20 protein-coding genes are annotated in these 23,552 nt (G+C 60.3%); 16 read left to right on the top strand and 4 right to left on the bottom strand.

Features of this window, described 5'->3' with window-relative positions:
- Positions 1-8 precede the first annotated feature (8 nt).
- From PseAD21_RS10730 to PseAD21_RS10715, 4 genes are all read left to right on the top strand, one after another.
- Positions 9-2,711, top strand: coding sequence for a [protein-PII] uridylyltransferase (locus tag PseAD21_RS10730; RefSeq protein WP_102355653.1), 2,703 nt, complete (start codon positions 9-11; stop codon positions 2,709-2,711).
- Between the two features lie 210 nt (positions 2,712-2,921).
- Entirely contained in the window at positions 2,922-4,124 is a 1,203-nt protein-coding gene (dapC, locus tag PseAD21_RS10725) for a succinyldiaminopimelate transaminase (RefSeq protein ID WP_102355652.1), read from the top strand.
- Between the two features lie 529 nt (positions 4,125-4,653).
- Complete coding sequence (locus PseAD21_RS10720; protein WP_102355651.1) at positions 4,654-5,382, top strand: M12 family metallopeptidase; 729 nt, start codon at positions 4,654-4,656, stop codon at positions 5,380-5,382.
- 55 nt (positions 5,383-5,437) lie between these two features.
- Positions 5,438-6,175: a M12 family metallopeptidase gene (locus tag PseAD21_RS10715; RefSeq protein ID WP_102355650.1), complete on the top strand. Its 738-nt coding sequence runs from the start codon at positions 5,438-5,440 to the stop codon at positions 6,173-6,175.
- Between the two features lie 41 nt (positions 6,176-6,216).
- Here the strand turns inward: PseAD21_RS10715 and PseAD21_RS10710 are convergent, their stop codons facing one another.
- On the bottom strand, positions 6,217-7,848 hold the full coding sequence (locus PseAD21_RS10710; RefSeq protein ID WP_102355649.1) for a Na+/H+ antiporter: 1,632 nt from the start codon (positions 7,846-7,848) through the stop codon (positions 6,217-6,219).
- A gap of 270 nt (positions 7,849-8,118) precedes the next feature.
- Between PseAD21_RS10710 and PseAD21_RS10705 the strand changes: the two genes are divergently transcribed.
- The 4 genes from PseAD21_RS10705 to PseAD21_RS10690 all read left to right on the top strand — a co-directional run bounded on the left by PseAD21_RS10705 (position 8,119) and on the right by PseAD21_RS10690 (position 11,300).
- Positions 8,119-8,481 (top strand): ArsC family reductase, encoded by a 363-nt coding sequence (locus PseAD21_RS10705; RefSeq protein WP_003222107.1) that lies wholly within the window; start codon positions 8,119-8,121, stop codon positions 8,479-8,481.
- Positions 8,482-8,513: 32 nt separating this feature from the next.
- Entirely contained in the window at positions 8,514-9,548 is a 1,035-nt protein-coding gene (gene dapD / locus PseAD21_RS10700) for a 2,3,4,5-tetrahydropyridine-2,6-dicarboxylate N-succinyltransferase (RefSeq protein ID WP_007954762.1), read from the top strand.
- 145 nt (positions 9,549-9,693) lie between these two features.
- Positions 9,694-10,899 carry an aminotransferase class V-fold PLP-dependent enzyme gene (locus tag PseAD21_RS10695; protein WP_102355648.1) on the top strand — a complete coding sequence of 402 codons (1,206 nt, stop codon included), beginning with the start codon at positions 9,694-9,696 and terminating at the stop codon, positions 10,897-10,899.
- The gene (locus PseAD21_RS10690; protein ID WP_102355647.1) at positions 10,896-11,300 is read left to right on the top strand and encodes a SufE family protein; all 405 of its coding nucleotides are present in this window, start codon (positions 10,896-10,898) and stop codon (positions 11,298-11,300) included. The genes PseAD21_RS10695 and PseAD21_RS10690 overlap by 4 nt, the downstream gene beginning before the upstream one ends.
- A 24-nt stretch (positions 11,301-11,324) precedes the next feature.
- Here PseAD21_RS10690 and tcdA read toward each other — a convergent pair whose 3' ends face one another.
- Positions 11,325-12,143 carry a tRNA cyclic N6-threonylcarbamoyladenosine(37) synthase TcdA gene (tcdA, locus tag PseAD21_RS10685; protein ID WP_102355646.1) on the bottom strand — a complete coding sequence of 273 codons (819 nt, stop codon included), beginning with the start codon at positions 12,141-12,143 and terminating at the stop codon, positions 11,325-11,327.
- Positions 12,144-12,536: 393 nt separating this feature from the next.
- On the opposite strand from tcdA, the gene PseAD21_RS10680 reads away from it, so the two are divergent.
- From PseAD21_RS10680 to PseAD21_RS10665, 4 genes are all read left to right on the top strand, one after another.
- A complete protein-coding gene (locus tag PseAD21_RS10680; protein WP_102355645.1) occupies positions 12,537-15,128 on the top strand; it encodes a glycosyltransferase in 2,592 nt (863 codons plus the stop codon).
- 151 nt (positions 15,129-15,279) lie between these two features.
- Complete coding sequence (gene dapE, locus PseAD21_RS10675; RefSeq protein WP_102355644.1) at positions 15,280-16,431, top strand: succinyl-diaminopimelate desuccinylase; 1,152 nt, start codon at positions 15,280-15,282, stop codon at positions 16,429-16,431.
- Entirely contained in the window at positions 16,431-17,240 is an 810-nt protein-coding gene (locus tag PseAD21_RS10670) for a putative RNA methyltransferase (protein WP_102355643.1), read from the top strand. Before dapE ends, PseAD21_RS10670 begins: the two co-directional genes overlap by 1 nt.
- 75 nt (positions 17,241-17,315) lie before the next feature.
- Positions 17,316-17,693: a hypothetical protein gene (locus PseAD21_RS10665; RefSeq protein ID WP_102355642.1), complete on the top strand. Its 378-nt coding sequence runs from the start codon at positions 17,316-17,318 to the stop codon at positions 17,691-17,693.
- 140 nt (positions 17,694-17,833) lie between these two features.
- Here the strand turns inward: PseAD21_RS10665 and PseAD21_RS10655 are convergent, their stop codons facing one another.
- Positions 17,834-18,043, bottom strand: a complete 210-nt coding sequence (locus PseAD21_RS10655; protein WP_102355641.1) for a cold-shock protein — start codon at positions 18,041-18,043, stop codon at positions 17,834-17,836.
- A gap of 237 nt (positions 18,044-18,280) precedes the next feature.
- Between PseAD21_RS10655 and plsB the strand changes: the two genes are divergently transcribed.
- The 4 genes from plsB to PseAD21_RS10635 all read left to right on the top strand — a co-directional run bounded on the left by plsB (position 18,281) and on the right by PseAD21_RS10635 (position 22,723).
- A complete protein-coding gene (gene plsB, locus PseAD21_RS10650; RefSeq protein ID WP_102355640.1) occupies positions 18,281-20,779 on the top strand; it encodes a glycerol-3-phosphate 1-O-acyltransferase PlsB in 2,499 nt (832 codons plus the stop codon).
- Between the two features lie 97 nt (positions 20,780-20,876).
- On the top strand, positions 20,877-21,563 hold the full coding sequence (locus PseAD21_RS10645; RefSeq protein WP_102355639.1) for a hypothetical protein: 687 nt from the start codon (positions 20,877-20,879) through the stop codon (positions 21,561-21,563).
- A gap of 50 nt (positions 21,564-21,613) precedes the next feature.
- A complete protein-coding gene (locus PseAD21_RS10640; protein WP_003222082.1) occupies positions 21,614-22,012 on the top strand; it encodes a YbaY family lipoprotein in 399 nt (132 codons plus the stop codon).
- A gap of 21 nt (positions 22,013-22,033) precedes the next feature.
- Positions 22,034-22,723, top strand: coding sequence for a DUF4197 domain-containing protein (locus tag PseAD21_RS10635; RefSeq protein WP_102355638.1), 690 nt, complete (start codon positions 22,034-22,036; stop codon positions 22,721-22,723).
- Between the two features lie 63 nt (positions 22,724-22,786).
- Here the strand turns inward: PseAD21_RS10635 and PseAD21_RS29990 are convergent, their stop codons facing one another.
- Positions 22,787-23,194: a DUF6124 family protein gene (locus PseAD21_RS29990; protein ID WP_102355637.1), complete on the bottom strand. Its 408-nt coding sequence runs from the start codon at positions 23,192-23,194 to the stop codon at positions 22,787-22,789.
- Between the last annotated feature and the right edge of the window lie 358 nt (positions 23,195-23,552).

The raw sequence follows: 23,552 nt of genomic DNA, 5'->3' as shown, positions 1-23,552 counted from the left end.
GCCAATCGATGCCGCAGGTGGATCCCGAACTCTTCGACCGCGGCCAGTTCCAGGCTGAACTGGCCCTGAAAGCGAGTCCCATCGCGGCGTTCAAGAAAGCGATCCGCCAGGCTCGCGAGGTCCTCGACACGCGTTTTCGCAATGGCCGCGACATCCGTCGCCTGATCGAAGACCGTGCCTGGTTCGTCGACAACATCCTGCAAAAGGCCTGGGAACAGTTCAACTGGAGCGAAGACGCCGACATTGCGCTGGTCGCGGTCGGTGGCTACGGCCGCGGTGAGTTGCATCCTTATTCCGACATCGACTTGCTGATCCTGCTGGACAGCGCCGATCACGAAGTTTTCCGCGATTCCATCGAGCGTTTCCTGACGCTGCTGTGGGACATCGGCCTGGAAGTCGGCCAGAGCGTGCGCTCGGTCAACGAATGCGCCGAGGAAGCGCGGGCCGACCTGACGGTGGTCACCAACCTGATGGAAAGCCGCACCATCTGCGGCCCCGAGCGCCTGCGCCAGCGCATGCTCGATGTCACCAGCACAGCACACATGTGGCCGGCCAAGGAGTTCTTCCTGGCCAAACGCGCCGAGCAGAAGGCCCGTCACCACAAGTACAACGACACCGAATACAACCTGGAACCCAACGTCAAAGGCTCGCCCGGCGGCCTGCGGGATATCCAGACGATTTTGTGGGTAGCCCGTCGTCAATACGGCACCCTGAACCTGCGCGCCCTGGCCGGCGAGGGCTTTCTGGTCGAGAGCGAAAACGCACTGCTGGCCTCTTCCCAGGAGTTTCTGTGGAAAGTGCGCTACGCCCTGCATATGCTCGCCGGCCGCTCCGAAGATCGCTTGCTGTTCGATCATCAACGGACCATTGCCGGCCTGCTGGGGTTTGAAGGTGACGACGCCAAACAGGCGGTCGAAAACTTCATGCAACAGTATTTCCGCGTGGTGATGAGCATCGCCCAGCTCAGCGACCTGATCATTCAGCATTTCGAGGAAGTCATCCTCGCCCCGGAAGACGAAGCGCCGCCGCAGCCGATCAACTCGCGCTTCCAACTGCATGACGGTTATATCGAAGCACGCAACGACAACGTATTCCGCCGCACGCCGTTCGCCATGCTCGAAATCTTCGTGCTGATGGCCCAGCAGCCGGAAATCAAAGGCGTGCGCGCCGACACCATTCGTCTACTGCGGGAAAACCGTCACCTGATCGACGACAACTTCCGCAACGACATCCGCAACACCAGCCTGTTCATCGAGCTGTTCAAGTGCAAGATCGGCGTCCACCGCAACCTGCGGCGGATGAACCGCTACGGCATCCTCGGGCGTTACCTGCCGGAGTTCGGTTTCATCGTCGGGCAGATGCAGCACGACCTGTTCCACATCTATACAGTCGATGCGCACACACTGAACCTGATCAAGCACCTGCGTAAGTTGCAGTACACCCAGGTATCGGAAAAATTTCCGTTGGCTGCCAAGCTCATGGCCAAACTGCCCAAGCCCGAGCTCATCTACATGGCGGGTCTGTACCACGACATCGGCAAGGGCCGGCATGGCGATCACTCGGACATCGGCGCGGTCGATGCCGAAGCGTTCTGCCAGCGCCATCAGTTGCCGCTGTGGGACAGCCGCCTGATCGTCTGGCTGGTGCAAAACCATCTGGTGATGTCGACCACTGCGCAGCGCAAGGATCTGTCCGATCCGCAGGTGATCCACGATTTCGCCCAGACCGTCGGCGACGAAACCCGTCTGGACTACCTGTACGTGCTGACCGTGGCCGACATCAACGCGACCAACCCGACCCTGTGGAACTCGTGGCGCGCCAGCCTGTTGCGCCAGCTCTACACCGAGACCAAGCGCGCCCTGCGCCGAGGTCTGGAAAACCCGGTGGATCGCGAAGAGCAGATTCGCCAGACCCAGAGCGCGGCGCTGGATATTCTGGTGCGCGGCGGCACCGACCCGGACGACGTCGAGCAGTTGTGGGCACAGTTGGGCGATGACTATTTCCTGCGCCACACCGCAGGCGACGTGGCCTGGCACAGTGACGCGATCCTGCAGCAGCCGGCCGATGGCGGCCCACTGGTGCTGATCAAGGAAACCACCCAGCGCGAGTTCGAGGGCGGCACGCAGATCTTCATTTATGCCCCGGATCAGCACGACTTCTTCGCCGTGACCGTGGCCGCGATGGACCAGCTCAACCTGAACATTCACGACGCCCGGGTCATCACCTCGAGCAGCCAGTTCACCCTCGACACCTACATCGTGCTCGACAACGACGGTGAATCCATCGGTGACAACCCGGCACGGATCAAGCAGATCCGCGACGGCCTGACCGAAGCCCTGCGCAACCCGGACGATTACCCGACGATCATCCAGCGCCGGGTGCCGCGCCAGCTCAAGCACTTCGCCTTTGCGCCGCAGGTGACGATCCACAACGACGCCCAGCGCCCGGTGACGGTGCTGGAACTGACGGCACCGGATCGCCCGGGCCTGCTGGCGCGGATCGGCGGGATCTTCCTCGAATTCGACCTATCGCTGCAGAACGCCAAGATTGCGACCCTGGGCGAACGGGTGGAAGACGTGTTCTTCATCACCGACGCCCACAACCAGCCGCTCTCCGACCCGCTGCTGTGCAGCCGCTTGCAGGATGCAATCGTCGAACAACTGAGCGTCAATCAGGAACCGGATATCAAGCTTTCGCGTATCAGTATCTGAATTAACAAACTATCCCTGTGGAGGCAGATATAGCTGCCCGGGGCTTTAGTGGTGAGGGGATTGATCCCCGATGGGTTGCGAAGCGGCCCCAAAAACCTGCAATCGCGGTGTATTCGCTACACCGCACGCGATGGTTTTGCGACTGCTGCGCAGCCAATCGGGGATAAATCCCCTCGCCACGGAGTTCTCTCCACATTGAACGAGGCATCCATGAACAACGCTCTGAACCAGCTCCAGCCCTACCCGTTCGAAAAGCTCCGCGCCCTGCTCGGCACCGTGACCCCGAACCCGGACAAACGCCCGATCGCCCTGTCGATCGGTGAGCCGAAACATCGCTCGCCAAGCTTTGTCGCCGAAGCGCTGGCGAACAATCTGGATCAGATGGCGGTATACCCAACCACCCTCGGCATCCCGGCCCTGCGCGAAGCGATCGCTGGCTGGTGCGAGCGTCGTTTCGGCGTGCCGAGCGGCTGGATTGACCCGGCGCGCAACGTGCTGCCGGTCAACGGCACTCGCGAAGCGCTGTTCGCCTTCACCCAGACCGTGGTCAACCGTGGCGACGACGCCCTGGTGGTCAGCCCCAACCCGTTCTATCAGATCTACGAAGGCGCAGCGTTCCTCGCTGGCGCAAAGCCGCACTACCTGCCTTGCCTGGACGAAAACGGCTTCAACCCGGATTTCGACGCGGTATCACCAGACATCTGGAAGCGCTGCCAGATCCTGTTCCTGTGCTCGCCGGGCAACCCGACTGGCGCGCTGATCCCGGTAGATGTGCTGAAAAAACTGATCGCTCTGGCTGACGAACACGACTTCGTGATCGCCGCCGATGAGTGCTACAGCGAGCTGTACTTCGACGAACAGACTCCGCCGCCAGGCCTGCTCAGTGCCTGCGTCGAACTGGGCCGCAAGGACTTCAAGCGCTGCGTGGTGTTCCACAGCCTGTCCAAGCGCTCCAACCTGCCTGGCCTGCGTTCCGGTTTCGTCGCCGGAGATGCCGATATCCTCAAGGGTTTCCTGCTGTACCGCACCTACCACGGCTGCGCGATGCCGGTACAAACCCAACTGGCCAGCGTTGCGGCGTGGAATGACGAAGTCCACGTGCGCGCCAACCGTGCGCTGTACCGCGAGAAGTTCGACGCGGTGCTGGAAATCCTCAGCCCGGTGATGGACGTGCAGCGCCCGGATGGCAGCTTCTATCTGTGGCCGAATGTGCAAGGTGATGATGCGGCGTTCTGCCGGGATCTGTTTGCCGAAGAGCACGTGACCGTGGTGCCTGGCTCGTATCTGTCCCGAGAAGTGGACGGTGTGAACCCGGGGGCCGGTCGTGTGCGGATGGCACTGGTTGCGCCATTGGCTGAATGTGTGGAAGCGGCTGAACGGATTAAAAACTTCATTACGCGCCACTTGTCTTAATCGCCAGTTCTCGCGCGATGCAATATCGCGCGAGAACAATGAAACAACGAAATACACTTCTACACTTTAAAACTTCCCGCACCTGGCCTATCCGCCTGCTCTTCCCATCGCAACTTACCGCTACATACAAAAGCCAACGAACAACACGAAAGTCTAAAGCATGGCCTATCCGCACCCGGTAGTGGAGAGCGAATAAGCCGGGTCACGGTTATTTGATCGCACCCAGGTGGGCCTCACTCAAATCCAGCTCAACCAATACCTCTGTGAGCACGTCATCGCCAATCTGGTGGTGGTGGCGGCTCATTCCTTCCTGGCAATACCCGCGCCAAAAATTGTCACCGGGTTTTCCCAATTTTCCAGTTACTCTGCTCTGCGTGCCTCACTCCATTGCACAAGTACGCCCTACCAACATCAAGCAACATCATTCATCAGAATCAAACTTAACAACAACTTCAAAACACATTAGCCTTAAAAAACCAATCAAACATCAAACCCTCACAACAAGCCTTTATACATATTGGTACTCCCGATGAACATCGCCACCCCATGCAAACTTATTCACCCCGACAATCAACTAGCTTCTTATCAGGTCGCTGTCAACGAGAACCCTCACAACGAACGTCCCTCCTTACAGGGTGCCCGCAGCAAACGCGCCATTGGTAATTGGCAAAAATTCTGGGGTCATGGCCGAGTATTGACTATCAGCTTTATGGAAAACTTGCCTGTCAATCTCAAGCAGCGTATCGAAAGGTTGATCCGACAATGGGAGCCTGCCACCAATCTGACATTCAAGTTCGTTGATGGCGTCGCCGGGGAAATACGCATTTCCACAACGGGCGACGTATCCAATTCATACCTTGGAACTGACGCACTTTTGGTGCCATCGGACCTGCCCACCTTGAGGCTGGGGATCGCTCCGGATCATGCGGAGTTCGATCCGACAGTGCTCCACGAGTTTGGTCACGCATTGGGAATGCAACATGAGCATCAGCACCCAGCCGCCAACATCCCTTGGGACGTGCCAAAAGTTTATGAATACTTCAACCTGCACCATCAATGGACCAAGGAAGACGTCGACAACAATCTTTTCAACACGTTTGATGCCAACACTTCATTGAACGGACCTTACGACAAGACGTCCATCATGCATTACGTAATTCCCAACGAGTTGACCGTCGGCGATTGGCAAGCGGGACTTAACACCAAGATCAGCAAACTTGATCGGCGCAATATGCGCAAGGCTTACCCTAAACCCTAAACCCTAAACCCTAAACCCTGACACCCTGTATTTTTATATATGGAGCTTTCTGATTATGGACAATCTGAACCCCTGCCAACTCGTCACGCCAAATGACGTTAATACCTCTTATGAAACTGCCATCAGGGAAAACCCTGACAATCGCAATACCGCCACCGGCAGTCGAAGGAAACGTGCCGTCGCCCGGCACACAAAATTCTGGACACCCGGTCGCCTGTTACGCATCCGGTTTCTGAACGGCAGTTCGTCCTTCAAAGAGGCGACAAAAGCAGCACTCGCGAATTGGACACCTCACGTCAACCTGAACGTTCAGTACATTGAAGAGGGCGAAGCCGAGATTCGCATTTCCAGTGAGCCGGGAGCTTACTGGTCGATGATCGGGACTGACGCATTGACCATTGACGATCAAACCGAAGCAACATTGAATCTGTCTCCGGATCAGGATCTTTCAATCAAATTTTTCATGGCCCAGGCCACCCATGAATTCGGTCACATGCTCGGGGCCGAACACGAGCACTTGCACCCTGAAATGACCATTCCCTGGGACAAGGAAGCTGTTTACCAACATTTCGACGCAACGAGTGATCTGGAACGTAGCCGGATAGACCTGACTTATTTCAACCTTCTTGATGCCAGCGAAGTCAACCATTCTCCTTACGATCCGAAATCCATCATGCATTACGCCATTCGCCAGAACTGGACCAAGGGTGACTTTCAGATATACCTCAATCCAGTCCTCAGCGAGAAAGACAAGGCATTCATGACGACCGCTTACCCTCATCCCGAAGCCTGACAGGAAGAAGGTTCAACTTGAAATCATCAATATTTCCGGCATCACTTCACTGAGCCAAGGTTGGCCTCACTCAAATCCAGCTCGCCCAGCACTTCGCGCAGCACGTCATCACCAATCTGGTGATGACGACTCAGGCTGTACAACTCAAGGCGTTGCGCTCGCAACGCCTTCAAACGCAAGCGGCGCTCCAGCAGATCCATCTGGAACGCCAACGCCTGGGCTTCGGCCGAATCATTGAAAACTTCGAGTTGATGGCGATACTCGGACATGATCCGCGCCTTGAGTTCTGCCGAGAGCGCGGCCTGCGCAGCATCCTGCGGGCCGACCTCTTCGGTTTCCAGCGCATGAATCGCCGCCTCGGCGGTCTTGCGCCAAGCATCGCGCACTTCCTGGCGACGTTTGTCGTCCGGACTTTTCTCGATGCCGCGCAACAGCAACGGCAAAGCGATGCAGGCGCAAATCAGCGACAACAGAATCACCCCGGCGGCGATGAAGATCAGCAGGTCACGCTCGGGGAACGCCTCGCTGCCCATCAACATCGGCACCGACATCACACCGGCCAGCGTCACCGCCCCGCGCACACCGCCGACGCTCAGCAGCCAGCAGGATCGGGCCGTGGGCACTTGCGTCAGGTCGCCCTTGCCGCGCAAACGCCGCAACAGCACCGACAAGCGCCAAATGCTCTGCACCCAGATAAACCGCAACAGTACCAACGCGAGAAAAATCGCCACCACATCAAGGCCGCGATACAGCAGCGTCGGCCACAGCGTCGGTTCGTGGCTGACCACCGCTTTGATGATGTCCGGCAGTTGCAGACCGAGCAGCAGAAAGATCAGACCGTTGAAGGCGAACTCCAACAACGACCAGACGCTGCGATTGAGCAAGCGGGTGCTGGTCTGCCGTGGCAGCAGATCGAGCCAGCTCTGCATCATTCCCGCCGCCACCGCCGAAAGAATGCCCGAAGCCCCCAGTCGTTCGGCCAACACGTAGGCGGCGAACGGCAGCAGCAACATAAACACCACGTGGGTGGCCGGATCGTCCCAGCCCCTGGCGATCATCCACGCGCGCAAGCGTCCGACCAGCCAGCTCAGCGCCACGCCGACCGCCAGTCCGCCGACCGCCACCAGCACGAACGTCAGGCTGGCATTGGCCAGCGAGAACACCCCGGTCACCGCGGCCACCAAGGCGAACTTGAACGTCACCAGACCCGACGCATCGTTCATCAGCGCCTCGCCTTGCAGGATATGCATCAGCGGCGTCGGCAAGCGGTTCTGCGAAATGGCTGAAACCGCCACGGCGTCAGTCGGCGACAGCACGGCGGCGAGTGCGAAGGCGACCGCCAGCGGAATGCTCGGCAACAGCCAGTGAATGAAGTACCCGGCGCCAACCACGGTGAACAGCACCAGACCGACGGCCAGCGTCAGGATCGGGCCGCGCAGATGCCAGAACTCACGCTTGGGCATGCGCCAACCATCTGAAAACAGCAGCGGCGGCAGGAACAGAAACAGGAACAATTCAGGATCCAGCGCGACGTGCAGGCCCAGTGTCGGCCAGGCCAGCAGCGCACCGGCGGCGATTTGCACGAGGGGCAGCGGCAGCGGGATGACCCGTCCGACCAGCCGCGAGACGCTGACCAGCATCAACAGGATCAGCACGGTATAAGCGGTTTGCATAAAGCGGAATTCTCAGACAATCGACAGCGTTGAACTGCCATATTAGCCGCTTAGGATGCGTCTGGCGTTTGCACCTATGTCGCAACCTCCCGCACATTCCCTTGCAGGAGTGAGCCTGTTCGCGATAGCGGTGTGTCCGTCAATTGCAGCTTGAACATGAAAAAGCCATCGCGAGCAGGCTCACTCCTACAGGTGTTTTGCGTATTAGCTGAAGGGTCATGGCATAATCCGACACCATTTTTTTCCAGCACCTGTAAAGGGGGCAATTCCTTGACCGTTTCAAGTAAAACGTTGCACCTTTTCGGCATCAAAGCCTGCGACACCATGAAGAAGGCGCGCACTTGGCTCGATGAACACGCTGTCAGCTACGACTTCCATGACTACAAAACTGCCGGTATCGACCGTGAGCACCTGACCCAATGGTGTGACGAGCACGGCTGGCAAACGGTGTTGAACCGTGCAGGCACGACCTTTCGCAAACTCGACGACGAACGTAAAGCCGATCTCGACCAGTCGAAAGCCATCGAACTGATGCTCGCTCAACCCTCGATGATCAAGCGTCCGGTGCTCGATCTCGGTGACCGAACCCTGATTGGCTTCAAGCCAGACATCTACGCGGCCGCACTCAAGTAAGCAGCCCGTCACTTATTGCTAGAGGTATTCACATGTCCAATTCCCTGTTCAGCATCGCCTTTGGTGTCGGCACTCAGAACCGTCAAGGCGCCTGGCTGGAAGTGTTCTACGCTCAGCCACTGCTCAACCCTTCGGCCGAACTGGTCGCCGCCGTTGCGCCGATCCTCGGTTACACCGAAGGCAACCAGGCCATCACTTTTACCACTGCACAGGCTGCGCAACTGGCTGAAGCGGTCAAAGGCATCGACGCCGTTCAAGGCAAACTGCTGACCCGTCTGGCCGAGAGCCACAAGCCGCTGGTCGCCACCCTGCTGGCCGAAGACGCACAGCTGACCTCGACACCCGAGGCCTACCTCAAGCTACACCTGCTGTCCCACCGCCTGGTCAAGCCGCACGGCGTGAGCCTGGCCGGGATCTTCCCGCTGCTGCCGAACGTTGCCTGGACCAGCCAGGGCGCGATCGACCTGAGCGAACTGGCCGAACTGCAACTCGAAGCCCGTCTGCGTGGCGAGCTGCTGGAAGTGTTCTCGGTGGACAAGTTCCCGAAAATGACCGACTACGTGGTACCGGCCGGCGTGCGTATCGCTGACGCGGCACGTCTGCGTCTGGGTGCGTACGTGGGCGAAGGCACCACCGTGATGCACGAAGGCTTCATCAACTTCAACGCCGGCACCGAAGGCCCGGGCATGATCGAAGGCCGCGTCTCCGCTGGCGTGTTCGTCGGCAAGGGTTCGGACCTGGGCGGCGGCTGCTCGACCATGGGCACCCTGTCGGGTGGCGGCAACATCGTGATCAAGGTTGGCGAAGGCTGCCTGATCGGTGCCAACGCCGGTATCGGTATTCCGTTGGGCGACCGCAACACCGTCGAATCGGGCCTGTACGTGACCGCCGGCACCAAGGTCGCGCTGCTGGACGAGCACAACAACCTGGTCAAGGTTGTGAAGGCGCGTGAACTGGCCGGTCAGACTGACCTGCTGTTCCGTCGCAATTCGGAAACCGGTGCCGTGGAGTGCAAAACCCACAAATCGGCGATCGAACTGAACGAAGCGCTGCACGCTCACAACTAAGTGCTTTAAGCACCTGTGGGAGCGACGGTTCGACGATTCGACCTGCTCGCGAAGCTCTTGGCGTTCTCAGGGACGTCTTCGCGAGCAGGCTCGCTCCCACAAGGTTTGGCGTACATCCCGCCCCTCTTCACCAGGGCTAAAAACTGTGATGATTCCCTCTCCCTGGCGCGCCGATTTTCCGGCCATCGCCGCCCTGCAACGGCAAGACCAGACCTATCTGGACAACGCCGCCACCACGCAAAAACCCCAGGCCCTGCTCGACGCACTGACGCATTACTACGCCAACGGCGCAGCCAATGTGCATCGCGCGCAGCACCTGCCCGGCGCCCACGCCACGCAGGCGTTCGAAGACAGTCGGCTCAAGGTTGCCCAGTGGCTGAATGCCGGTGACAGCGGGCAGATCATCTTCACCCACGGCGCCACCAGTGCGCTGAATCTCCTGGCGTATGGCCTGGAACATCTTTTCCACCCGGGCGATGAAATTGTCATCAGCGCCCTGGAGCATCACGCCAACCTGCTGCCGTGGCAGCAACTGGCGCAGCGTCGCGACCTGAAACTGGTGATCCTGCCGCTGGACGCCGACGGCGTGATCGACCTCGGCGCCGCCGTACGCCTGATCGGTCCGCGCACTCGCTTGCTGGCGGTCAGTCAGTTGTCCAATGTGCTCGGTGCCTGGCAGCCGCTGCCGGCACTGTTGGCGATGGCCAAGGCGCAGGACGCGCTGACCGTGGTCGATGGCGCGCAAGGTGTGGTGCATGGTCGCCACGACGTGCAGGCGCTGGGTTGCGACTTCTATGTGTTTTCCAGCCACAAGCTGTACGGCCCCGATGGCCTCGGTGTGCTGTTCGGGCGCAACACAGCGCTTGAGCAACTGCAGCCGTGGCAGTTCGGCGGCGAAATGGTGCTGGAAGCCAACTATCACGACGCGCGTTTCCGCCCTGCCCCGCTGGGTTTTGAAGCGGGCACGCCGCCGATTGCCAGCGTGATCGGATTGGGTGCAACCCTCGACTATCTGGCCGGGCTCGATCAGGACGCGGTATCCGCCCATGAAGCAGCGCTGCACGACTATCTGCTGCAAGGCCTCGCCGCCCGTAACGGCATTCGCCTGCTGGGCAAACCGCAGCTGGCGCTGGCAAGTTTTGTCGTCGAGGGCGTGCACAACGCTGATCTGGCGCACCTGTTGACCGAGCAAGGTATCGCCGTGCGCGCCGGGCATCATTGCGCCATGCCGTTGCTCAAAAGCCTTGAGCTGGCCGGGGCGATTCGCGTGTCGCTGGCGTTGTACAACGATTCCGAGGATCTGGAACGCTTCTTCGAAGCACTGGATCAGGCGCTGGAGTTGTTGCGATGAGCCTGCCGGTCGAAGCCGCCGAGGCGTTGCAGACTTTTCAGAATGCGGCTGGCTGGGAACAGCGCGCGCGGTTGTTGATGCAGTTTGGTGATCGTTTGCCGCCGCTGGATGACGCGGACAAGTGCGAGGCCAACCGGGTGCATGGCTGTGAGAGTCAGGTGTGGCTGGTTGGGGAATTGCGTGACGGTCATTGGCAATTCAGCGCCAGCAGCGATGCGCGGATGATTCGCGGGTTGGTGGCGTTGTTGCTGTTGCGGGTTAACGGCTTGTCGGCGGCTGAGTTGCAACAGGTTGATCTGCCAGACTGGTTTAATCAACTCGGCCTTTCGCGCCAGCTATCGCCATCGCGCAGCAATGGCTTGAATGCCGTGCTCCAGCGAATGAATGAGTTGGCCGGTTAATCGCCTTCGCGAGCAGCCACAACATCAAACCTGAGGTTTAATGCGATCCGCCGGGCGCCGAACGCCCGCCACAATCTTGTCCACAGCCTTGGTCGCCGCGACCATGCCGAACGTCGCCGTCACCATCATCACCGCGCCAAACCCGCCCGCGCAGTCGAGCTTCACGCCATCGCCGACAAAACTCTTCTGCAGACAGATGCTGCCATCGGGTTTCGGATAGCGCAGCTGTTCAGTGGAGAACACGCACGGCACGCTGTAATGGCGGGTCACGGTGCGCGAGAAGCCGTAGTCACGACGCAGGGTCGAACGCACTTTCGAGGCCAGTGGATCGTTGAACGTACGGTTGAGGTCGCAGACCTGAATCAGCGTCGGATCAATCTGCCCGCCGGCACCGCCGGTGGTGATGATCTGGATCTTGCGGCGTTTGCACCAGGCAATCAGCGCAGCCTTGGCGTTGACCGCGTCGATGCAGTCGATCACACAATCGATGTTCGGCGTGATGTACTCGGCCATGGTGTCGCGGGTGACGAAATCGGCCACCGCGTGCACCGTGCAGTCCGGGTTGATCCCGCGCAGACGCTCGGCCATCACTTCGACCTTGGGTTTGCCGACAGTGCTGTCCAGCGCATGCAACTGCCGGTTGGCGTTGCTGACGCAGACGTCGTCGAGGTCGAACAGCGAAATCTCGCCCACGCCACACCGGGCCATGGCTTCCGCCGCCCAGGAACCGACGCCACCGACGCCGACAATCGCCACATGGGCCGCACGCAGGCGCTCGAGGCCCTCGATGCCATACAAACGGGCGATGCCTGCAAACCGTGGATCTTCTGTACTCATGACCATTACCCCAAAAACCGGCGCGCATTATAGGGCCGTCGGCGGCCAAGAGCATCTTTGACGCTATGAACGGTGAACGCAGCCGTTTTATACAAACCCTGTGGCGAGTGAGCTTGCTCCCGCTGGGTCGCGAAGCGGCCCTCAAAAAAGCGGCCTGCGTCGCAGTCCAGCGGGAGCAAGCTCCCTCGCCACAGGAAATTGATGCCACACTGAACAAAGTTTTCTCTTACAAGCTGTTACTAAAGAACTTAAATCAGGTTGGACTGCCCAATGTCCGGCATTTCCCTGTCCGGTGTACGAGCAGTGAACTGCCGGTGTAGGATTCGCGCCCTTTGCTAGTCAGAAAGCCGCAATACCAACCGATCCTTCGTTCCACAGCCTTTGGAACCCGAAATAGCTATGTCATCGCGTAAATTTGGTCTCAACCTGGTGGTGGTTCTGGCAATCGCCGCCCTGTTCACCGGTTTCTGGGCGCTGATCAACCGCCCGGTCTCCGCGCCCAACTGGCCGGAGCAGATCTCCGGTTTCTCCTATTCGCCATTCCAGCAGGGTCAATTCCCACAGAAGGATCAGTATCCGACTGACGATGAAATGCGCCGCGACCTGGAGATCATGAGCAAACTGACGGACAACATCCGTATCTACTCGGTCGACGGTTCCCTGCAGGACATCCCGAAACTGGCGGAAGAGTTCGGTCTGCGCGTGACCCTCGGGATCTGGATCAGCCCCGACCAGGAACGCAACGAGCGGGAAATCCAGCGCGCCATCGAACTGGCCAACACTTCGCGCAGCGTGGTTCGCGTGGTGGTCGGCAACGAGGCGATCTTCCGCAAGGAAATCACTGCCGAACAACTGAGCGTGCTGCTTGATCGCGTGCGTTCAGCGGTGAAGGTGCCGGTGACCACTTCCGAGCAGTGGCACGTCTGGGAAGAACACCCGGAACTGGCCAAACACGTCGACCTGATCGCTGCTCACGTGCTGCCGTACTGGGAATTCATCCCCGTCGACAAGGCCGGGCAGTTCGTCTTCGACCGCGCCCGCGACCTGAAAAAGATGTTCCCGAAAAAACCGTTGCTGCTGTCCGAAGTCGGCTGGCCGAGCAACGGTCGCATGCGCGGTGGCGCCGATGCGTCGCCGGCGGATCAGGCAATCTACCTGCGCACCCTGGTCAACAAGCTTAACCGCCAGGGCTTCAACTACTTCGTGATCGAAGCCTTCGACCAGCCGTGGAAGGCCAGTGACGAAGGTTCGGTAGGCGCCTACTGGGGCGTGTTCAACGCTGCGCGCCAGCAGAAATTCAACTTCGAAGGCCCGGTAGTGGCGATCCCGCAATGGCGCGTGCTGGCCATCGGTTCGGTGGTGCTGGCGCTGCTGTCGCTGACCCTGCTGATGATTGACGGCTCGGCGCTGCGCCAGCGTGGCCGTACCTTCCTGACCTTTATCGCGTTCCTCTGCGGTTCAGTGCTGGTGTGGATCGGCTACGACTACAGCCAGCAATACAGCACCTGGTTCAGCCTGACGGTGGGTTTCCTCCTGGCGCTGGGTGCGCTCGGGGTGTTCATCGTATTGCTGACCGAGGCGCATGAACTGGCCGAAGCGGTCTGGACCCACAAGCGCCGGCGTGAATTCCTGCCGGTGGTGGGCGACTCGGACTACAGACCGAAAGTCTCGATCCACGTACCTTGCTACAACGAGCCACCGGAGATGGTCAAACAGACCCTCGACGCCCTGGCCGCCCTCGATTACCCGGACTATGAAGTCCTGATCATCGACAACAACACCAAGGACCCGGCCGTGTGGGAGCCGGTGCGCGACTACTGCGAAACCTTGGGCCCGCGCTTCAAGTTCTTCCACGTATCGCCCCTGGCCGGCTTCAAGGGCGGCGCGCTGAACTACCTGATTCCGCACACCGCCAAGGACGCCGAAGTCATCGCGGTGATCGACTCCGACTACTGCGTGCACCCGAACTGGCTCAAGCACATGGTGCCGCACTTCGCCGATCCGAAAATCGCCGTGGTGCAGTCGCCGCAGGATTACCGCGACCAGAACGAAAGCACCTTCAAGAAGCTCTGCTACGCCGAATACAAAGGCTTCTTCCACATCGGCATGGTCACCCGCAACGACCGCGACGCGATCATCCAGCACGGCACCATGACCATGACCCGGCGTTCTGTTCTGGAAGAGTTGGGCTGGGCCGACTGGTGCATCTGTGAAGACGCCGAGCTCGGTCTGCGCGTGTTCGAAAAAGGTCTGTCGGCGGCGTATTACCACGACAGTTACGGCAAGGGTCTGATGCCGGATACCTTCATCGACTTCAAGAAGCAGCGTTTCCGCTGGGCCTATGGCGCGATCCAGATCATCAAGCGCCACACCGGCAGCCTGTTGCGCGGCAAGGACACCGAGCTGACCCGTGGCCAGCGCTACCACTTCCTCGCCGGCTGGTTGCCGTGGGTCGCGGACGGCATGAACATCTTCTTCACCGTCGGCGCGCTGTTGTGGTCGGCGGCGATGATCATCGTGCCGCAACGGGTCGATCCGCCGCTGCTGATCTTCGCGATCCCGCCTTTGGCGCTGTTCGTATTCAAGGTCGGCAAGATCATCTTCCTGTACCGTCGCGCCGTCGGCGTGAACCTCAAGGATGCGTTCTGCGCGGCGCTCGCGGGCCTGGCGTTGTCGCACACCATCGCCAAAGCGGTGCTGTACGGCTTCTTCACCAGCAGCATCCCGTTCTTCCGCACGCCGAAAAACGCCGACAACCACGGTTTCTGGGTGGCGATTTCCGAAGCGCGCGAAGAGCTGTTCATCATGCTGCTGTTGTGGGGCGCGGCACTGGGGATCTACCTGGTGCAAGGCATTCCGAGCAACGACATGCGCTTCTGGGTGGCGATGCTGCTGGTGCAGTCGCTGCCGTACCTGGCAGCGCTGATCATGGCGTTCCTCTCGTCGCTGCCAAAACCGGCAACGGAGCCTGAACCGGCGCCTGTCGTCTAATTCCTCGACGAAGCACTAAACGGCGGCCAATGGTCGCCGTTTTGCTTTAAGATAACCGCCATTTTGCAGGGCTTGGCGGCGTTCGGCTCATTGGCCGAACCCAATTCCTACAGTTAGTCCGCGCCCACATTCATGATCTCCGGAGTTTTCCATGACGGCCCACGCCGACCTTTCGCCGACCCTCCAACTCGCCATCGATCTGATCCGCCGTCCGTCCGTGACGCCGGTCGACGCCGATTGCCAGAAGCAGATGATGCAGCGCCTGGGCGATGCCGGTTTCACCCTCGAGCCGATGCGCATCGAAGATGTGGATAACTTCTGGGCCACCCACGGCAACGACGACGGCCCGGTGCTGTGCTTCGCCGGCCACACCGACGTGGTGCCGACCGGTCCGGTAACGGCCTGGCAGATCGACCCGTTCAACGCGCTGATCGATGAACACGGCATGCTCTGCGGCCGTGGCGCAGCGGACATGAAAGGCAGCCTGGCGTCGATGACCGTGGCCGCCGAGCGTTTCGTCGCCGACTACCCGAACCACAAGGGCAAGGTCGCGTTCCTGATCACCAGCGACGAAGAAGGCCCGGCGCACCACGGCACCAAAGCGGTGGTTGAACGTCTGGTGGCGCGCAAGGAACGTCTGGACTGGTGCATCGTCGGAGAACCGTCGAGCACCACGCTGGTCGGTGACGTGGTGAAAAACGGTCGTCGCGGCTCGCTGGGCGCCAAGCTCACCGTGCGCGGCGTGCAGGGTCACGTGGCCTACCCGCATCTGGCGAAGAACCCGATCCACCTCGCGGCCCCGGCGCTGGCCGAGCTGGCCGCCGAGCACTGGGATCACGGCAACGATTTCTTCCCGCCGACCAGTTTCCAGATTTCCAACCTCAATTCCGGCACCGGCGCGACCAACGTGATCCCGGGTGATCTGGTGGCGGTGTTCAATTTCCGTTTCTCCACCGAATCCACCGTCGAAGGCCTGCAGAAACGCGTGGCCGACATCCTCGACAAGCACGGTCTGGACTGGCACATCGACTGGGCGCTGTCCGGTCTGCCGTTCCTCACCGAACCGGGCGCGCTGCTCGACGCGGTGTCGTCGAGCATCAAGGACATCACCGGCCGCGAGACCAAGGCGTCGACCAGTGGCGGTACTTCCGACGGTCGCTTCATCGCGACCATGGGCACCCAAGTGGTTGAGCTGGGCCCGGTCAACGCGACCATTCACCAGGTCAACGAACGCGTGCTGGCGACCGATCTCGATGTACTGACCGAGATCTACTACCAGACCCTGATCAAGTTGCTCGCCTGATGCTCGCGTGCCCGATCTGCAGTGAACCGCTGAACAGCGTGGACAACGGCGTGGTGTGCCCTGCCGGCCACCGCTTCGACCGCGCGCGCCAGGGTTACCTGAACCTGTTGCCGGTGCAGCACAAGAACAGCCGCGATCCTGGCGATAACCAGGCGATGGTCGAGGCTCGCCGTGACTTCTTGAATGCCGGGCACTACGCGCCGGTGGCCAAACGTCTGGCCGAGCTGGCGGCGGGTTATGCGCCGGCGCGCTGGGTCGATATCGGGTGCGGCGAGGGTTACTACACCGCACAGATCGCCGATGCCCTGCCGGACGCCGATGGCTACGCGCTGGACATCTCCCGCGAGGCGGTCAAACGCGCCTGCAAGCGCAACCCCTCGCTTACCTGGTTGATCGCCAGCATGGCCCGCGTGCCCCTGGCGTCGGGCAGTTGCCAGTTTCTTGCGAGTGTTTTCAGCCCGCTGGACTGGGAAGAAGCCAAGCGCCTACTGAGTGTCGGCGGCGGCCTGATGAAGGTCGGCCCGACCAGCGGCCACCTGATGGAACTGCGCGAACGGCTGTACGACGAAGTGCGCGAATACACCGACGACAAGCATCTGGCCCTGGTGCCCGAAGGCATGGCGCTGGCGCACAGTGAAACCCTGGAATTCAAACTGACGCTGGACAAACCCGAGGATCGCGCCAACCTGTTGGCGATGACGCCCCACGGCTGGCGCGCCAGTGCCGAACGCCGCGCCGCAGTGATCGAACAGGCCGAGCCGTTCGTGACCACCGTGTCGATGCGCTACGATTATTTCGTTCTTCAATAACTTTTGGTCTCGGGCAAGTGCCCGGGGCCGGCTAAATCCGCGAATGGATTTTTCAGACCCGCAGTGAGGACATCCATGCGCCAACCGGATATCGAGATTTACCTGAAAGACGCCGACGTCGACCACAAGGCCATTTCCGCCTGGCTCGGCGCCGCGCTGGGCCCGTGCAGCGACTGGGTTCAGAAAGGCCAGACCTACAAGTGCAAGGCCGGCAACATCCCAGTGACCTGGCTGCCAAAAGCCGTCGGCAAATGGAACAGCCTGTACCTGGAAAGCGATGCGACCCCATGGGACGACGACATCGCCTGCGCCCGCGCAGCCTTTGCCGCGCTGAACGTCGAAGTGCGTTGCGCGCCGGGAACGTGGATCGAGGAAGAAGGTGAAGAGACCGCCGATCGCTGGATCCGGATCAGCGAAGACGGTGAAGAAGAGATCACCTGGAAAACCGCATAACAACAGGCGACGCAGATCCAAATGTGGGAGCGGGCTTGCTCGCGAATGCGGTGTATCAGTCCATATCAATATTGACTGATACACCGCATTCGCGAGCAAGCCCGCTCCCACAGTGGTTTTGGGTGTTTTGGAGATTTGTATTACAGACCTACCACATCCTCAGCCTGCAACCCCTTCTCCCCCGTCACCAGCGCATATTCAACCTGCTGCCCTTCAGTCAGCGAGCGATGCCCTTCACCGCGAATCGCGCGGTAGTGCACGAACACGTCCACCCCGTCGTCGCGCTGAATGAAGCCGTAGCCCTTGGCGTCGTTGAACCACTTCACGTTGCCGGTTTCACGTGTTGCCATCTGTTCATACTCCTTTTTTATTATTGAACAGGCTTTTCGCAGGAAAGCCTTTGCGGAACGTCAGCCTGCGCCCGACGTCCATAAAGGGCCCCGGCGACAGATTGCCGAGTATATGACAGGCGCGAAAACTCTCAACAGGAGATTACTTCGCCGCTTTTTTGCCGATTTTCAGCGAATCCGGCACACTATCGACCGCCCGAGCAAATGCTCGGTTTTATTCACTCACGCAGAAGTCGTATGACCCGTTCCCCGTTCCACCGTCTTGTGTTTGGCACCTTGCGCCGACTGTTGTACCTCTGGGTTCGCTCGGAGACGATCAACCAGTCGTCGTTCACCCTCAACCTCGACCGCAGTCGTCCGGTGTTCTACGTCCTGCAAAACCCCTCGCTCACCGATCTGGCGGTGGTTGACACCGAGTGCACCAAGGCCGGGCTGCCGCGTCCGGTGCTGCCGGTGTCGGTGGGGTCGCTGATCGAACCGGCGGCGTTCTTCTACCTGACGCCGGACCCGGACTGGCTCGGCCGTCAGGACAAGCGCGGTGCGCCGCCGACCCTGACCCGACTGGTCAGCGCCCTCACCCAGAACGCCGCCGAAGACGCGCAGATCATTCCGGTCAGCGTGTTCTGGGGCCAGTCGCCGGACAGCGAAAACAGTCCGTGGAAGCTGCTGTTCGCCGACAGCTGGGCGGTCACCGGGCGCTTGCGTCGACTGCTGAGCATCATCGTCCTCGGGCGCAAAACCCGCGTGCAGTTCTCGGCGCCGATCCACCTGCGCGAACTGATCGAGCACAACAAGGGCCACGAGCGCACCGTGCGCATGGCCCAACGCATCCTGCGCGTGCACTTTCGCAACCTGAAGGCGGCGGTGATCGGCCCGGACATCTCGCACCGGCGCAATCTGGTCAAAGGCCTGCTCAACCAGCCACTGGTCAAGCAAGCGATCCTCGACGAAGCCGAACGCGAAAACATCTCTGCGGAAAAGGCCAAGGCCCAGGCCCTGCGCTACGGCAACGAGATCGCCTCGGACTACACCTACACCGCGATCCGTTTCCTCGAAGTGGTGCTGAGCTGGTTCTGGAACAAGATCTACGACGGGATCAAGGTCAACCACATCGAAGGCGTGCAAAAGGTCGCCCAGGGTCACGAAGTGATCTACGTGCCGTGCCACCGCAGCCACATCGACTACCTGCTGCTCTCGTATTTGCTGTTCCGTAACGGCCTGACCCCGCCGCACATTGCCGCCGGGATCAACCTGAATATGCCGGTGATCGGCAGCCTGCTGCGGCGCGGCGGCGCGTTTTTCATGCGCCGCACGTTCAAGGGCAATCCGCTGTACACCTCGGTGTTCAACGAATACCTGCACACTCTGTTCACCAAAGGCTTCCCGGTCGAGTACTTCGTCGAGGGCGGCCGCTCCCGTACCGGGCGCATGCTGCAACCGAAAACCGGCATGCTCGCGATCACCCTGCGCAGCTTCCTGCGTTCGTCGCGGATGCCGATCGTCTTCGTGCCGGTGTACATCGGTTACGAGCGCGTGCTGGAAGGTCGTACCTACCTTGGCGAACTGCGCGGGGCGAGCAAGAAAAAAGAGTCGATCTTCGACATCTTCAAAGTCATCGGCGCGCTCAAGCAGCGCTTCGGTCAGGTCGCAGTGAACTTCGGTGAGCCGATCAAACTCGCGGAGTTCCTCGACAGCGAACAACCGGACTGGCGCCAGCAGGAACTCGGCCCGCAGTACAAACCGGCGTGGCTCAACGAAACCACCAATCGCCTTGGCGAGAAAGTCGCGCAGCACCTGAACGAAGCGGCGGCGATCAACCCGGTCAATCTGGTGGCGCTGGCACTGCTGTCGACCACCCGCCTGGCACTGGACGACCGGGCCATGGCGCGGGTGCTGGATCTGTATCTGGCATTGCTGCGCAAAGTGCCGTATTCGCCGCACACCACCTTGCCGCAAGGCGACGGCCGTGCGCTGATCGAGCACGTGAAGGACATGGATCTGCTGTCCGAGCAGAACGATGCGCTGGGCAAGATTCTGTATCTGGACGAGCAGAACGCCGTCCTGATGACCTACTACCGCAACAACGTGCTGCACATCTTCGCCCTGCCGGCGCTGCTGGCGAGCTTCTTCCAGAGCACCTCGCGCATGAGCCGCGAACAGATCCTGCGCTACACCCGTGCGCTGTATCGGTACCTGCAGGCGGAGCTGTTCATTCGCTGGAGCCTGGACGAACTCGACGCCGTGGTCGATCAATGGCTGGAAGCGTTCGTCGAACAAGGCCTGCTGCGTTTCGAGAAGGACGTGTACCTGCGCCCCGCTCCGAGTTCGCGGCACTTTGTGCTGCTGACCCTGCTGTCGAAAAGCATCGCGCAGACCCTGCAGCGCTTCTACATGACGGTCTCGCTGCTGCTCAACGCCGGGCAGAACAGCATCAGCGCCGAAGAACTGGAAGACCTGTGCACGGTCATGGCCCAGCGCCTGTCGATCCTGCACGGCCTGAACGCCCCGGAGTTCTTCGACAAGAGCCTGTTCCGTCACTTCATCCAGACCCTGCTGGATCTCGACGTGCTGCACCGCGACGAGGCCGGCAAGCTGAGTTACCACGAACTGCTCGGCGAACTGGCCGAGGGCGCGGCCAAGCGCGTATTGCCGGCGGAGATTCGCTTGTCGATTCGTCAGGTGGCGTTGCATCGCAGTGAAGATGCTGCGGAAACCGCTGTAACGCCGCCAGTCTGAAATTTGCCGACAACTAACGGGCGTACCGTTCGGTTCCCCCGTTAGTTGATCCATGAATTAATAGGCTCTTTCAAACAATCACGATAAGGATATCGAGATGAGCCTGTTAAACGACCACACTTCGGCAGTCACTTTAAACTTCAGTTTACCAGCAGCCTTTCAAATCCCCCTCGATGGTGACAATGAAACCATTGTCACCATCGAGGGGGTTAATCCGAAGCTGTCGACGCCCATCAAGGAACAGCGCTTTGCAAGGCTGTTCGAAGGCGACTGGAAGTTCGAATTCCTCCATCCCTATACAGATATCGGCGTGAAGTACCGAATTACCGTCCGGATGTTCCACAAGCACCAACCCTTGCTGCTTGATCAGGAATACTTTGTCATCGTCAACAAGCTGCCTCATCGCCAGACCGTGCACCTGAGCCCGATCGGGCTGTTATATGTTGAAGTTCAAGAGCCGGAAAACTTCCCGACCGAAGAAGCAGTCACCATCAGCCTGCATGAGGCCGACAGTCCCGAAGTTGAACTGGTGCGAGTCAGCCACGACGAACAGACCGCCACTTCGTTCTATCTGAAATATGACCCGGCCAGTGTCACTCCCGGCAAGAGTTATGCACTCAGCGGCATCGAAAACCGCTACCACCAACGCATTCCGGTCAGTCCCGGGCGAATAGAACTTTCCCCGCCGCCACGCGAACAACGCTCGTGGTTGATTCAGGCCATGGCGCAGTGGTTGGAAAAACCCTTACGTTTGTTCACTGACGCTGACAGCAAAATCCGCTAGATTTCCTTCGGCGCCGGGATTCTTCCGGCGCACATGTCTCAGAGGTCCCGATGAAAAAACTCACCCTTCTCGCCGCTGCCACCCTGTTGAGCGCCTGCCAGTCGACCACCCCGGCCGGTAAAGTCGGCCTCGACGGCGAAGTGTTCTACCTGCAACGCATCGCCCTGCCACCGAGCGCGACCTTGAGCGTGAGCCTGCAAGACGTATCGCTGGCCGACGCCCCGGCGGTGGTCCTCGACGAACAGAAAGGCCCGGTCAAAGGCCAGGTGCCGCTGCCGTTTCATTTGAGCTACGATCCGGCGCAGGTCAAACCCGGCCACCGCTACTCGGTCAGCGCGCGCATCGAAGTCAACGGCGAGTTGATGTTCATCACCACCGAAAACCACGCCGTGCAACTGGACGGCAACGATCCGCAGCCGCTGAAAATCCGCGTCGACGCCATTCGCTAATTATCTATCAAGGAAGCTGCCATGTTCCGCCCTACCCTTCGCTTCGCCGGCCTGTGCGCGGGCTTGATGATCTGCGCCAACGCACTGGCGCTGTCGCTCAGCGACCTGTCACAACAAGACGCCAGCGGCGGCCTCAAGGACGCCCTGACCCAAGGCGCGCAACTGGCCGTCAAACAACTCGGCACCCCGGGCGGTTTCAGCAACAACCCGCAAGTGAAAATCGAACTGCCGGGCAAACTCGGTAAAGTCGCCGGCAAGATGAAAGCCTTCGGCATGGGCGCCCAGGTCGACGAACTCGAAACCGCGATGAACAAGGCGGCGGAAAACGCCGTGACCCAGGCTCAGCCGATCCTCGTCGACGCCGTGAAGAAGATGACCGTGGCCGACGCCAAAGGCATCCTCAGCGGCGGCACCGACTCGGCTACCCAATACCTGGACAAATCCAGCCGCGAACAGATCCGCGCCAAGTTCCTGCCAATCGTCAAACAAGCCACCGACAAAGTCGGCGTAGCACAAAAGTACAACGCCTTCGCCGGCCAGGCCGCGACCCTGGGCGTGGTGGATGCGAAGAGCGCCAACGTCGAAAACTACGTCACCGAACAAGCGCTGAACGGCCTGTTCGAAATGATCGGCAAACAGGAAGAAACCATTCGCAAGAATCCGGCTGCTGCGGCGACCGGTCTTGCGAAAAAGGTGTTCGGGACTTTGTAAGCGATCCCGATGCAAACAAAAGCCCGCTGAACCTGTGAAGGTCAGCGGGCTTTTTGTTGCCTGTCAGTCTTGCGGATCGACTTGATCAAGGACGCGGTTTACCGACAGCTCAGCGAGCGAAATCATCTGCTGGATGCCGAGAAGCTGACTGCACGTCGGGACGCTCAGGGTAAACGCCAACGCACTGGCCATGACATTGGCCGAGGCGAGTGTTTCACAGGCATGGGCCAGCAGGGTTTCGGAATCGACTTCGGGGAGGACGGTGAAGATTGTGCTGGGCTGACTGACGGGCTTGGGGTGTTTTTCAGCCTGGGGCAGCAGGTAGTGATCGAGCGCGCGCAGCGCTGCGTCGTGGAGCTTGAGCGAATCGAGGAAGGCGTAGGGGGAGACGGGGTCGGTTGGTCGTTCAAGGGTGGTTTCGGGTTCGGATTCGGGGGGATTGGGGGGTGTCGGAGATTGGTCGGCTCGCAGGCCGCCTTCGCGAGCAGGTTCGCTCCCACAGTGGGATGGGGTGCAGGCAGTTGGAGAGTGGTCGGCTCGCAGGCCGCCTTCGCGAGCAGGCTCGCTCCCACAGTGGGATGGGGTGCAGGCAGTTGGAGATTGGTCGGCTGTCAGGCCGCCTTCGCGAGCAGGCTCGCTCCCACAGTGGGATTGAGTGCAGGCAGTTGGAGAGTGGTCGGCTGTCTGGCCGCCTTCGCCAGCAAGCCCGCTCCCACAGTGGGATGGGGTGCAGGCAGTTGGAGAGTGGTCGGCTGTCTGGTCGCCTTCGCGAGCAAGCCCGCTCCCACAGTGGGATGGGGTGCAGGCAGTTGGAGAGTGGTCGGCTGTC

Origin of the sequence: Pseudomonas sp. AD21, assembly GCF_002878485.1 — a bacterium.
In the GTDB taxonomy this organism is placed as follows: Bacteria; Pseudomonadota; Gammaproteobacteria; order Pseudomonadales; family Pseudomonadaceae; genus Aquipseudomonas.
This window is presented reverse-complemented; position numbering and strand designations above follow the sequence as displayed.